Source organism: Actinotignum timonense (genome assembly GCF_030216305.1).
GTDB classification, from domain to species: Bacteria; Actinomycetota; Actinomycetes; order Actinomycetales; family Actinomycetaceae; genus Actinotignum; species Actinotignum timonense_A.
This window is the reverse complement of sequence record NZ_JASOKT010000002.1, coordinates 182,618-195,046: the sequence shown is the minus strand read 5'-3', so window position 1 is coordinate 195,046 and position 12,429 is coordinate 182,618. Positions and strand designations below refer to the sequence as shown.

Here is a 12,429-nt window from a genome sequence, read left to right as displayed (position 1 = left end):
ACCTACACATTAAAGCGGAATTCGACCACGTCGCCGTCCTGCATCACGTAGTCCTTGCCTTCTTGGCGCAGTTTTCCGTGTTCGCGAGCGGCGGCTACCGAGCCGTATTCCACCAGGTCATCGAAGGAGACCACCTCCGCTTTAATGAAGCCGCGCTGGAAATCGGTGTGGATCACACCGGCGGCCTGCGGGGCGGTATCGCCCTTGTGGATGGTCCAGGCGCGGGCTTCTTTGGGGCCGGCCGTGAGGTAGGTTTGCAGGCCGAGGGTATCGAAACCCACCCGGGCCAGCTGGTCCAGGCCGGATTCTTCCTGACCGGTGGCCTCCAGCATTTCCCGGGCTTCTTCTTCGCTGAGTTCCACCAGTTCCGCTTCGAATTTAGCGTCGAGGAAAATGGCTTGGGCAGGTTTCACAAAGTCACGTAGTTCCTGCTGCATGGCAGTGTCAGCGAGGCCGTCGTCGTCGGTATTAAAAACGTAGATGAAGGGCTTCGAGGTCATGAGTTGGAAGGAACGCAGGGTGTCGGCGTCGAATTCGGCGGCATGGTTGGAGAGCACCTCCCCCGCCTCGAGGAGCGCGTAGGCTCGCTGCGCGGCATCGAGCGTTTCCTTCGGGGTTTTCTTCCCCGTCACTTCCTTGGTCAGGCGCGGGATCGCCTTTTCCAGGGTTTGCATATCGGCGAGGATGAGTTCGGTGGTGACCGTTTCGATATCATCCTTCGGATCCACGCGGCCTTCCACGTGAACCACGTCCGGATCCGCAAAAGCGCGGGTGACCAGGCAAATCGCATCCGCTTCGCGAATATTGGCGAGGAATTGGTTGCCCAGGCCCTCCCCCTTGGAGGCCCCGCGCACAATCCCGGCGATATCCACAAAATCAACCGTCGCCGGCAGAATTTTCTGCGACCCGAAAATTTCGGCGAGCTTGGTCAGCCGCGCATCAGGGAGGGGCACCACGCCCACATTCGGCTCAATCGTCGCGAAGGGGTAGTTCGCCGCGAGCACCGTTGCGCGCGTGAGCGCATTAAATAGGGTCGATTTTCCGACGTTGGGAAGTCCTGCAATACCAATTGTTAAAGCCACGCCCTCCATTCTAGCTAAGAGAAAGGAGGGCGGGCTGCTATTCCCCGGACTCGCAATCCGGGCGCGGCACTACCGGGCTGCGGCGTTGCGCTACCGCGTTACCGGGGCGTTCACGCTACCGGGCCGTTGAGGCTACCGCGCGGGCGCGTCCATGGACTTCGGGGCGTGCCAAATATCTTCGCCGCGCAAAATCGCATCCGCGCCGCCGTCGATATAGAGAATCTGCCCGGTGATGGTCCGCGAGAGGCCGGTCACGAAGAAAACGAGTGCGTCGGCAATATCGCGAGCTTCCGAGGCGCCGTGGTACGGGGCGGGTAGCGCACCGAATGCCTGCTTGCGCCCTTCCTCGGTGGAGAGAAGTTCCTTCGTCATCGGGGTGGCAACCACGCCCGGCCCCACCGCATTGAGCCCCACGCCCCGACCGGCAAATTCCTCACTCACGGCCGCGCGGCGCACCCACGTGGCAATAGCGCGCTTGGAGGAGGCGTAATTGGCGTAGCCCTGCATCGGACCCTGATCAGCCAGCTCCTTGCCGTAAGCGAGGGCTTCTTCGCGCTGATCATCGAGGAGCAGCTGCACGAGCTTGGGATCGCTGGGCTGCAAACTTGCGCAGGAGGCGGTAATGACCGCGCGCCCGTTTTCCGCCTTTTCCAGGTAGGGAAGGAAAGCGCGCACGGTATCGCGCGCGCCGAAGTAATTCACCTTGAGATCGAGAGGCGAATTGCTCTGGGTGCCCGCATTCGCGATCACCCCGTCAATCTGCGGGTACTTTTCCACCACCCGAGCGACGGCATCCGCAATCCCCTCCGGGGTGGACAGATCCGCTTCAAATTCTGCCCCGCGCAAATCAACACCGACGGGCGTATGCCCGCGTTCTTCCAGAATCTGCCCGCAAGCAGCGCCAATACCCGAGCCCATTCCGGTCACGACGATAGTAGACATGGTGTTCCTTTCTCCCCGGCGCCGCTTCCTCGCGGCACCGCCCGCGGAGCCGTACGTCCTAACTCTGATGTGAGCTGCGTTATACCCCGCTTTTTGAAAGCTATCAGAGTTTTTTGCGGGGAACAAGGGGCGACGACGCCGCCAGCCCGCTTCCCTCCCATTTTTCTGTCGTAGGTGGATGTTTGAATACCGCTATGGATATTTCGATTGTTCTAGGTGCTCTTATCGCGGTGGGATGCGCGTGTTTCGCCCTGGGGTTCTTGAGCGCGCGGGTGCGCTCGGGCGGGGCGGTTTCGGGCCGGGAGCTGGCACTGGTACGCCAGCAACTGGAGGAAGCCCAGCGCGATGCCGGAGCGGCGCGGGCGCAGCTGGCGGCCGCCCAGGCTCGTTCGGATCGTTTAGAGGAGGAAAATAACGGGCTCATCGCCCGGGCTAAAACCGATAACGATATTTTGCGTTCCCTGGCTCCTATTACCCAGCAGCTTGAGGTGATGGAACAGCGGGTTCGGGATGTGCAGGTTCTCCAAGGTGAGCAGCGCACCGAAATCCGCACCCAGCTCAGCGCGGCGGCGCGCACCCAGGAAGATCTGGCGCGAGCCACCCAGGCGCTGCGCGGGGCGCTCAGTTCTACCTCCGCGCGCGGCATGTGGGGTGAAGTGGAATTGCGCCGGGTGGTGGAAGCCGCCGGGATGCTCCCCCACGTTGATTTTTCGGAGCAGGTTTCCGCGCCCGCGGGCGGTGGGCGCGCGGCGGGATCGCGCCCGGATATGATTATCCACCTGCCCGGCGGCGCTCATCTCCCCCTCGATGCCAAGGTTCCCCTCACCGCGATGCTCCAGGCTCAGGCCGCCCCGGCCACCACGGCGGAGGAAATCGCGCGGCGCCAGGATCTTCTCAAACAGCACGCCAAGGCGGTGCGTGCTCACGTGAACGCGCTAGCCAAACGAGATTACCCCGCGCTTTTCCCGGGTTCACCCCGGATCACCATCATGTTCCTCCCGGGGGAATCCCTCCTCGCGGAAGCGCTGCGGGAAGATCCTCCCCTCCTCGAGGATGCCCTGAACCTCGGGGTGGTCCCTGCTTCTCCTGCCTCGTTGCTAGCGCTGCTACGCACCGTGGCAACGCTGTGGGCCTCCAGCAAAGTGAGCGAAGAAGCCGGGCATATTATTGCGCTGGGCCGGGAAATGACGGACCGGCTGCGGGTGGTGGCTGGCCACCTGGAAAAGCTCGGGAATTCCCTTACCTCAGCGGTGAAGAACTACAACTCGGCGCTCTCTTCTTTCGATACGCGCGTGCTGGTCACCGCGCGGCGCCTAGAAAGCCTCGATGCTGATTTTGCTACCCCGCCGGCCATTGCCGCAGAAGAAGGCCAGGTCAAACGTTTCCACGATGCTGCTTTGCGGGAAGCACTGGACGGCGAAGAAGATCATGAAACTCGGATTGTCCCGTAGCAGTGCGGGGCAAAACATGGCACGATAACTGATATGGCTTCAACAACTCCGGTACCCGCCAACCTGCCGCAACGGGCTGCGCAGACAACACCGGATCACCCGTGGCCGCTGCGCCTCCTCTCGGTAAAAATCCGGGAATACGTGGCGAAAATGTCACGCCTCTGGGTGGAAGGTGAAGTCATTACCCTCCAGCGCCGCCCCGGAGCCAAAGTCCAGTTCCTCACCTTGCGGGATCTGGAAGAAAACGTCTCCATGACGGTGAAAATACTCAGCCATTTGCTTCCCGCAACCGTCACCTCCGGAAGCCGGGTGGTGGTGTGGGCGGTCCCGGATTTTTATACCGGTAATGGCTCGCTCTCCCTGTGGGCACAGGAAATCCGCCCGGTGGGCGTGGGCGATATTCTGGCCCGTTTGGAAGCCCTGAAAGCCAAACTCGCCGCCGAAGGCCTGTTCGCACCCGAACGGAAAAAGCCGCTCCCCTTCTTACCGCGCGCGGTGGGTCTTATTGTGGGGCGCAATACCAAAGCCAAAGAGGATGTCATTATTAACGCCTCGCTGCGCTGGCCCGGAGTTCGTTTCGAGGTACGCGAAGTAGCGGTCCAGGGCCGGGATGCCGTGGCCCAGATGATTCCCGCATTGCGTGAACTCGATGCCCATCCCGGGGTGGATGTTATTGTGCTGGCGCGCGGGGGCGGTTCCGTGGAAGATCTCCTTCCCTTCTCCGATGAGCACCTTGTGCGTGCGATTGCGGCCACCCGCACTCCGGTGGTCTCCGCTATCGGGCACGAGGGAGATAATCCCATCAGCGATTATGTGGCGGATCTGCGGGCCTCCACCCCCACGGATGCCGCCAAGCGCATCGTCCCGGATCGGGAAGCTGAACGTGAAGGCGTGCAGGCGGCGGTACGCCGCTTGCGCCAGGGCATGCGCCACCGGGTGGAACGCGCCACTAAGGAACTCGAAGCATTACGCGCCCGGCCGGTACTGGCCCGCCCCCGCACCATGGTGGAGGTACGCGAACAGGATATTCATTCGCTGCGCTCCTGGCTGCGGGCCCATATTCGGCGCGATATGGCCTCCAATTCCCAAGATATTTCCTCGCTGCTTTCCCAGCTGCGGGCCCTCTCCCCCCAGGCCACACTGCAGCGCGGGTATTCGGTTATCCTAAGCGAGGATGACAGAGTAGTCTCACAAGAAAACGATGTCCGAATCGGAGAACACCTGCGTGCCATTTTGGCCGCGGGAAGCCTCCATCTCGAAGTGAAAGGGAGCGCGCATGGCAGCTAAGGGAACCACTCCTGAGGGATTCACACCCCCGGCGCCAGCGCCGGGCTCCTCCCAGCCCCACGCAGCGGGCGCCTCCGCGTCCCAGGTACCCGGATCACCCGGCCCTCAGATACCCGGCGCCTCCGCACCCCACCCGCGCGAAGATATTGAGGCGCGCGTGGCCACCCTCAGCTACGAAGATGCCCGGGCCCGGCTGGTTGATATCGTCTCCCGCTTAGAACAGGGCTCCATTCCCCTCGAAGAATCCCTGCGCTTGTGGGAAGTTGGCGAATCCCTAGCTCGCCACTGCCAAAGCTGGCTTGATGGCGCTGCGGCCCGGATCGATGCTGCCGAACGCGGGGAAAGCCTCGCGGCTGCTCCGATGGCAGCCCCGCAACCGGCAGCCGCCGCTGCTCCTGCCACAGGGACCCCGCCCGTGAACCAGGGCGCGCCTGTGAACCAGGCCGCGCCGGCCGCAACGCACACGGGTGGCTATCAAGCACCCGCACCCGCGATCTCGCCGCAGGCCTCCAAGGAGGATCGAGTGGCAGCCCTGCGGGAAGCGGTGCGCGAAGTACGCGCTGAAGATGTACCGGCTATTCAGCCAGCTCCGGAAGCCGTGGCTGAAACGGCACCCGCACCCGCCACCCCGCGCGGCGCCTCCGTTCCCGCGGGTGGTCCTGCCGGTACACCCGCTGGTGGCCCCGTCGGCGCTCCCGCTGGTGCCCCCGCCGCCGCACCACCCTCCACTGCGGAACCCGCGGCCGGCGAAGATGACGATGATTTCGATCCGGAAGAATTCGCGGACGGAACAGGCCTGGATACCACCCCGCTCACTCGCCACCCCGAGGATTTCGCATGACGATTCTCGTAATTGGCGATGCCATCGCCAACCAGCGTGAAGCGGAGACCCCATTTCGCGCCGGCACCATGTTTAAGGTGGCTGTCAATCTAGCCCACCTGGCTCGCGAAGTTCGGATGGTCACCAATATTTCCGAGGCTTCCGACCCGCAAGTCGTACGCGATTACGCCGCTGCCCACGGTGTCGAGCTCCTCTTGCGCCCCGCCACAAGCCCGGTCAGCGCTGCCTCAAATCCGCTCAGCGCGGCTTCATCCCCGGTCAGCGCTGCCTCAAACTCGGTCAGCGCAGCTCTCACCTCTGGCCTGCCCACCCCGCACCCGGCGGCTTTCACCGATGCTCATTACGGGGACTCACACGCAGACCCGGAAGAAAGCTGGGATATTTTGCCAGCTCCAGAACGCGGCGCCCGCAAACTCGATTTTGATCTCTTCAGCCCCTCCGCCACCATTTTCGGTGGAGACGCCTGCCATGCCATGCCCGCGGCCCACACCGTGCGCGAATGGCTGCGAGTATGCCGCTCCACCTCCACGATCATTTACTCGCCGGCGCTGCGCCACCCCCGGGCCCGCAACCTGGACCGAGTCCGTATTCAAGCCGAAAGTTTCTTGCAGCTAAGTGACGTCGTCGTCGCAACCTCAAAAGACATCCGGCTGCTTTACGGTATTAGCGGCCCCGAAAACGAATTCGCCGCGGTGGCCGAACACTGGTTTAGTTTCGGGCCGCGGCTCGTCGCCATTCTTCTTGAGGACGGTGCCGCGCTCATGATCACCGCTTCGGGTGACCGCCTCCACGTGGCATCCCTCCCGCGCCCCTTCGTGGACGTGGCCGGGGCTCGCAGCGCTTTTATAGCAACCACCATCGACACTCTGGACCGGGTGAGTCTGCTCGGACGGGAAGCAAGCCCCGGCCTGGCCACCATGTCCATGTCACACCTGTATACCGTGGGTGCTTTCGCCACCACCGCGCGCAGCCTCATGACCGCGCATGCCGGCTGGGAGCCACTGACCCGCAACGAACTGAGCGAAGGATTCTTCGAATACCAAAGCCGCGAAGGGCTTATTTAGCGCACCTTTCGGTGTGAACGCCCCACTCCGGCCGCGGCCACGTGCTCGCAGCTTAGCGGCCGCGGCGCCGGTCACGTTGCGTATAGTCACGCAGCGCGCGCAAAAAATCCACGCGCCGGAAATCCGGCCAGTAGGTTTCACAGAAATACAGCTCGGTGTGGACGGACTGCCAGAGCATGAAGCCGCTCATGCGCTGCTCCCCGCTCGTGCGGATAACCAAATCCGGATCGGGCTGGCCGCGGGTGTAGAGATGATCGGTAATATCCGCGAGGGAAAAATCTTCCGCGACCTCCGCGAGGCTGCGCCCGGCTGCCGCCTCATCGCGCAGGTAGGAACGCACCGCGTCGGTAATTTCCTGGCGCCCGCCGTAGCCCACCGCGATATTCACGTGTAAACCGCGGCAAGATTCAGTACTCGCCGCGGCGGCACGCAGGCGCTGGGCGTACTCCTCAGGAAGAAGATCAAGATTACCCACCGCGACCAACCGGAAACGACCCGAGCGCGCCAGATTTTCAACAGTTTCACAAATGATGGTGAGCAGCGGGCCTACTTCTTCAGCCGCCCGGGAGAGATTATCAGTGGAGAGCAGCCACAGAGTAACCACCTCAATGCCGGCATCTTCGCACCAGCCGAGCACCTCGGCAATGCGCTCGGCCCCGGCCCGATGCCCGAACGTGGCAGATTCACCCAGCTCACGCGCCCAACGCCGATTGCCATCCAACATAATGGCCACGTGCTGCGGCATGCGTTTGCCGGCCAGCTCCCGCACCAAGCGGCGTTCGTATGCGGCGTAGAGCCATGATGACATCCCCACGCTGTCTCCCTCCCTCGTTCTAGCCAGGGCAACCTAAGCCGCGCCGGCCCGAGCCGCGCCGATCACGCGCCACGACTAGCTGCCTAACCGTTTAACTGTAGCCCGCCCATCCTGAGCGAACAGGAAAAGATACCCGGAAAATACTCAGGCAAGCAGCGTACACTTGCGCCAGCGGCTCAGACCGGTGTGGGGAACCGGAGCCACACGTCCCGCTTCACCCACCGCCGCGTTGTGCCGGCCTGCGGACACCCCGGAGGCATACACCGATTACGTGGGGAGCACCATGACCCGTCTTTGTCACGCCACTAGCGAACGCCACCGCGGTAGTGATTCCCCCGCGCCTCGCGGTGCGACTCGTGGTGAGAAGAAAACCGGCGCATCGAAGGCCGGGGCGGCACAGCCCGCGGTAGCGCGGTCCAGCGCACGCAGCGCCCGGCGGCGCCTGCCCGCATCGGCGCTACCGAAGCCAGTATTGCGCGGCTGGCAGCACGCCATTATTGCCCCGCTCGCGCTGGCGAATATGATCGTCCAGATTGTTTTTGCACCCACCGCCGCACTCACCATCGGAGTCATTGTGTTCGGGCTGAGCGCCGTGGTGCTCTTCGGGCATTCCGCGGTGTATCACCTGGGATCCTGGGGGCCGAAAGTCCACGCGATTCTGCGCCGCCTGGATCACTCGAATATTTTCCTGCTCATTGCTGGAACCTACACTCCGCTCTCCCTCGCCCTGCTGCCGGGCAGTACCGCCGCCCTAGTGCTCGCCATTGTGTGGGGCGGGGCGTTCGGCGGGATCGCGCTCTCCAATTTCTGGCCGGCCGCCCCGCGCTGGCTGTATGTTCCCCTCTATATTGCTCTCGGCTGGGTGGCCATCTGGTTCCTCCCGGATATGTGGGAGGCCGGTGGCCCGGGCATCGTTTGGCTCATTATTGCCGGCGGCATCTGCTACACGGTAGGCGCGCTCGCCTACGCTTTCCGCTGGCCCAATCCCTGGCCGCGCACCTGGGGATTCCACGAATTCTTCCATTCGGGAACAGTCGCCGGCTACGCCTGCCATGCGGTGGCGGTCTGGCTCACTCTCTTCGCCGTCGCCTAGTGAGCGCGCGCCGCACACGGTCAGCTCAGAGCTCAACGCGCTGAGCGCTCCTCAACCTGCGTGCCTAGCGAGCCCGCTTGGCCGATCCCGCGGCCCGGAGGGCCGCGGCGGCGTCGTACCCCTCCTTTAGACTGGTACCCAGCACCACACGAAACAACAACGCACAGGAGCACGGATGAGTAAAAAGAAGAACCCGGAGGCGCGCGAGCACGCCGGCACCTGGAGCACGGCGCCCGGGATTGCGCTGCGAGTTCGGGAGGGTTTTCAGATAGCGTCGGTTGATACCGGTTCCACGCCGGGCTGGCACGGGGATAAAAAGGCCGGGAAAGCCGCCATGAAAGAGCGCGGGAAGCTGCTGGCTGAGCTGCAAGAACGTCTCTATGCTGAAGCGCGTCAGGGAGGCGAGCGGCGGGTGCTGCTCGTAGTGCAGGGCATGGATACGGCCGGGAAGGGCGGGATTTGCCGGCACGTGCTCGGCATGGTCGATCCGCAGGGCGTACATCTGCGCTCTTTCGGGGTGCCCACCGCGGAGGAACTCTCCCACGATTTTCTGTGGCGGATCCGGCGCGCGCTACCGCCGGCCGGCATGATCGGGGTTTTTGACCGCTCGCATTATGAGGATGTGCTGGTCGGGAAGGTTGATGAGCTCGCCACGCCCGCGGAAATTGAAGCGCGCTACGAAAAAATCAATGAATTCGAGCGGGAGCTGGTGGATGCGGGCTATACGCTCGTCAAGGTCGCCCTGCTTATCGGCTACGAGGAGCAGGGGCTGCGGCTGCTGCGCCGGCTGGCGCGCCGCGATAAGCACTGGAAGTATTCGCCCTCCGATGTGGAGGCGCGTGCCCAGTGGCCTGCCTATATGGATGCCTACCAGGCTATGTTCGAGCGCACTTCCACGGAGTACGCGCCGTGGTATGCGGTGCCGGCGGATCGCAAATGGTTCGCGCGCCTCGCGGTGACCGAGCTCCTTGCCCAGGCGCTCGCCCGGCTGGCCCCGCGCTGGCCTGAGGTCTGTTGGGATCCGCGCGCCCAGGCCGAGCAGGTGCTCGCCACCATGCCGCGGCACACCGCGCAGCTCTCCGCGGAGGAACTGCGCAAGGAAGCGGAGGAAGTTGCCGCCGAATCCGAAGATTATCGGAATGGCGTAGAAATGCTTATCACCCGGGATTCCCGCAAGGATGCCGGGGAGCGGGTCGGGAACGGGCAGTAAATAGCGGTTGCGGGCTCAGGCCTGGTTGCGCGGGGTGGTTAACGGTACCGCGCCGCCGCTTGCTCTTCGCTCTCCAGCCCGGGCACCCGCGCGAACAGATCCGTCTCCCCCTCCGCGGGCGCCGGGCCCACGGTGGAAGCCGCCAGGTAGAAGTCCTCATGCGGCCACACCTGCGCCTCCAGGTCCCGCGGCGCCGCGAAGAACAGCCCGTTCGGGTCAATTTGGGAGGCGTGCGCGCGCATGGCCGCGTCGCGCTGCGGGAAATATGCGACGACGCCGACCCGCGTGCTTGCGGCATGCCGCGGGCGCGGGAATTGCGCGGCCTCTTTCAGCCACTCGGTAAAAGGGCTGGTGCGGCCGGCCGCAAGAATTGCTTCGTGCAAGGTGGTGAGCCGGGTGAAAGAAAGATTGGCGTCGTAATACAGCTTGGAAACCTGCCAGGGCTCGCCCAGCTCCGGCCAGCACGGCTCCCCCGCCAGCCGCACCGCCGCGAGGGTGGCGGTATGGGTGCGCAGGTGGTCGGGATGCGGGTAGCCACCGTTTTCGTCATAGGTGGTCACCACCTGGGGGCGGAACTCGCGGATCTGCGCCACGAGGGCGCGGTGCACATCCGCGTCCGCGGCCCGGGCGAAACTATCGGCGGGGAGCTCCGCATCCGGGTAGCCCTCGGGCAGCCCGGAATCCACAAAGCCGAGGAAAACGTGCTCAATGCCGATGATGCGGGCAGCGGCAGCCATTTCTTCCCGGCGTAGCTGCGCCATGGTGCGCCCGGCCAGAGCTGCGTCGTCGAATAAAGGATTGAGGATATCCCCGCGTTCGCCGCCCGTGCAGGTGACCACCCGTACCCGGCCGAGGCGGGCGTATTTCGCCATGGTTGCCGCGCCTTTCGATGATTCGTCATCCGGGTGGGCGTGGACGCAGAGGAGGCGGCGTTCGTCCATCATCCTTCTCCTTCCGCAGCTGGTGCTCTTCCGCAGCTGGTGCTGGCGCTGGCGCTTATCGCGCGGGCTTTCTGGCAATCGATGCGGGCTCGCGGCCGCGTTTTCGCGGCGCGGCGGCACCAGCCCGATTCACCGCGCTACTCTACCAAGGAGGCCCGCGCGCTGCCCCGCGGTGGTAGCGGAGTGGAACGCGGCCCCCGCCAGCAGAAAATCCAGGGTCATGTTGCATCGCCCGGAAGGCTGGTATGCTTAGCCGGAGAAACATGCCTGTCAGGGCATGAATTTTTTTATCCGAGTGGGGCGTCCCACCCGCGCCCAGCGCTCGGGCCCCCGCAACCGCATCGCCGCACGAAGGCGTGCCGAGCTGCGCCGCGCGAGCGCGGGCTCATAACAGAATGACCAACCGGGCAGGTGCGCGGAGCACCCGCCCGCCGTGACGAGAAAGAGAAGAGATGTCTGAAAACACCAAGGGGGCTTGGCTCTCCCCCGAAACGTACGAGCACCTCAAGGCCGAACTCAATGACATGATTACCGTGCAGCGCGCGGAGATCGCCAAGAAGATCGAAGCGGCGCGCTCGGAGGGCGACCTGCGTGAGAACGGCGGCTACCAGGCGGCTCGCGAAGAGCAGTCGAAGCTGGAGGGGCGGATCGTGGAGCTGACCGCGCTGCTGGAAAACGCCCACGTATCCGAGCCACCCTCGGGTGATGAGGTGGCTTCCGGCACGGTTGTGACGGCCACGATTGGCGGGATGGAAGAAACCTTCCTCCTCGGTTCGCGCGAAGCCGCGGATATTGTGGGAATGGAAGTGTATCCGGAGAGCGCGCCGCTCGGGCAGGCGATCCTGGGCCTGAAGAAGGGGGAGAAAACCACCTTCAAGAACCGCCTGGGCCGCCCCGTCAAGGTCGAAATTCTCGATATCAAGCCCTACGAAGGCTAGAAGGCCAGAACGCTAGGGCGCGACCAGAGAGCTAAGGAGCTGATCGTGAATCTATCTGCTACCCCCGCACTGCCGGGCCGGCCCGACCCGATTAATCCGAATCCGGCGCCGCATGTTGTTCTGGGCACGCCCGTCCTTGCCGAACCCGGCCCGGGCGAGGAGCTCATCTACCTGGCTTCCGGGTGTTTTTGGGGCGCGGAAAAGCTGGCCTGGGAGGCGGGCGCGCTGAGCACCGCGGTTGGCTATATGGGCGGCACCACACCGAATCCCACCTACGCGGAGGTGTGCACGGGTCGCACCGGGCACGCGGAAACGGTGCGGGTGGTATTTGATCCGCGCGAGCTTCCGCTGGAAAAGTTGCTCCAGCTTTTCTTCGAGTCCCATGACCCCACCTCGCTGAACCGGCAGGGAAACGACGTGGGCACCCAGTATCGCAGCGCTATTTTTACGACGACGGACACCCAGGAGCGCACCGCCCGGGCCATGATTGCCGGCTATGAAGATGTGCTTCGCCAGGCCGGGCGCGGCGCTATTGTGACGGAGGTGGTGCCGGCGCTGGCCGCCGGGCCTTTCTACCTGGCCGAAGAAGAACACCAGGGGTATCTCCATAAGGTGCCCAACGGCTACCAGTGCCATGCGCGCACCGGGATCGCCTGCCCGCTCCCGGGCGCGGGCCCGCTCGGCTAGCAGCCCCGCGGCCGGCGGCTCGGCTAGCACCGGGCCATAGCGCTACCGGGTCGGGCCATCCCCCGAATAACGCCACACG

12 protein-coding genes are annotated in these 12,429 nt (G+C 64.2%); 8 read left to right on the top strand and 4 right to left on the bottom strand.

Annotation, left to right across the window (positions count from 1 at the left end; genetic code table 11):
• Positions 1–2: 2 nt before the first annotated feature.
• Both ychF and QP305_RS02565 read right to left on the bottom strand, forming a co-directional pair.
• Entirely contained in the window at positions 3–1,082 is a 1,080-nt protein-coding gene (gene ychF / locus QP305_RS02570; RefSeq protein ID WP_284903799.1) for a redox-regulated ATPase YchF, read from the bottom strand.
• 132 nt (positions 1,083–1,214) lie between these two features.
• Positions 1,215–2,024, bottom strand: coding sequence for an SDR family oxidoreductase (locus QP305_RS02565; RefSeq protein WP_087070460.1), 810 nt, complete (start codon positions 2,022–2,024; stop codon positions 1,215–1,217).
• A gap of 194 nt (positions 2,025–2,218) precedes the next feature.
• Here QP305_RS02565 and QP305_RS02560 point away from each other — a divergent pair, with 194 nt between their 5' ends.
• Genes QP305_RS02560 through QP305_RS02545 form a run of 4 tightly spaced genes read left to right on the top strand, consistent with a single transcriptional unit; the run spans position 2,219 to position 6,667 of the window.
• Positions 2,219–3,475 (top strand): DNA recombination protein RmuC, encoded by a 1,257-nt coding sequence (locus tag QP305_RS02560; protein ID WP_284903798.1) that lies wholly within the window; start codon positions 2,219–2,221, stop codon positions 3,473–3,475.
• A 33-nt stretch (positions 3,476–3,508) separates the two neighbouring features.
• Positions 3,509–4,762 (top strand): exodeoxyribonuclease VII large subunit, encoded by a 1,254-nt coding sequence (xseA, locus tag QP305_RS02555; protein ID WP_284903796.1) that lies wholly within the window; start codon positions 3,509–3,511, stop codon positions 4,760–4,762.
• Positions 4,752–5,603, top strand: coding sequence for an exodeoxyribonuclease VII small subunit (locus QP305_RS02550; RefSeq protein WP_284903793.1), 852 nt, complete (start codon positions 4,752–4,754; stop codon positions 5,601–5,603). Before xseA ends, QP305_RS02550 begins: the two co-directional genes overlap by 11 nt.
• Positions 5,600–6,667, top strand: coding sequence for a hypothetical protein (locus tag QP305_RS02545; RefSeq protein WP_284903792.1), 1,068 nt, complete (start codon positions 5,600–5,602; stop codon positions 6,665–6,667). Before QP305_RS02550 ends, QP305_RS02545 begins: the two co-directional genes overlap by 4 nt.
• 52 nt (positions 6,668–6,719) lie before the next feature.
• Here the strand turns inward: QP305_RS02545 and QP305_RS02540 are convergent, their stop codons facing one another.
• Complete coding sequence (locus QP305_RS02540) at positions 6,720–7,475, bottom strand: isoprenyl transferase (protein WP_284903791.1); 756 nt, start codon at positions 7,473–7,475, stop codon at positions 6,720–6,722.
• 289 nt (positions 7,476–7,764) lie between these two features.
• Between QP305_RS02540 and trhA the strand changes: the two genes are divergently transcribed.
• Positions 7,765–8,574: a PAQR family membrane homeostasis protein TrhA gene (trhA, locus tag QP305_RS02535; RefSeq protein WP_284903790.1), complete on the top strand. Its 810-nt coding sequence runs from the start codon at positions 7,765–7,767 to the stop codon at positions 8,572–8,574.
• 175 nt (positions 8,575–8,749) lie between these two features.
• A complete protein-coding gene (locus QP305_RS02530) occupies positions 8,750–9,784 on the top strand; it encodes a PPK2 family polyphosphate kinase (protein WP_284903789.1) in 1,035 nt (344 codons plus the stop codon).
• Between the two features lie 38 nt (positions 9,785–9,822).
• On the opposite strand, the gene mca is transcribed toward QP305_RS02530, so the two are convergent.
• Positions 9,823–10,728, bottom strand: a complete 906-nt coding sequence (gene mca / locus QP305_RS02525) for a mycothiol conjugate amidase Mca (RefSeq protein WP_284903788.1) — start codon at positions 10,726–10,728, stop codon at positions 9,823–9,825.
• Between the two features lie 449 nt (positions 10,729–11,177).
• Here mca and QP305_RS02520 point away from each other — a divergent pair, with 449 nt between their 5' ends.
• Both QP305_RS02520 and msrA read left to right on the top strand, forming a co-directional pair.
• Entirely contained in the window at positions 11,178–11,663 is a 486-nt protein-coding gene (locus tag QP305_RS02520) for a GreA/GreB family elongation factor (protein ID WP_016443212.1), read from the top strand.
• 45 nt (positions 11,664–11,708) lie between these two features.
• Positions 11,709–12,350 carry a peptide-methionine (S)-S-oxide reductase MsrA gene (msrA, locus tag QP305_RS02515; RefSeq protein ID WP_284903785.1) on the top strand — a complete coding sequence of 214 codons (642 nt, stop codon included), beginning with the start codon at positions 11,709–11,711 and terminating at the stop codon, positions 12,348–12,350.
• Positions 12,351–12,429 lie beyond the last annotated feature (79 nt).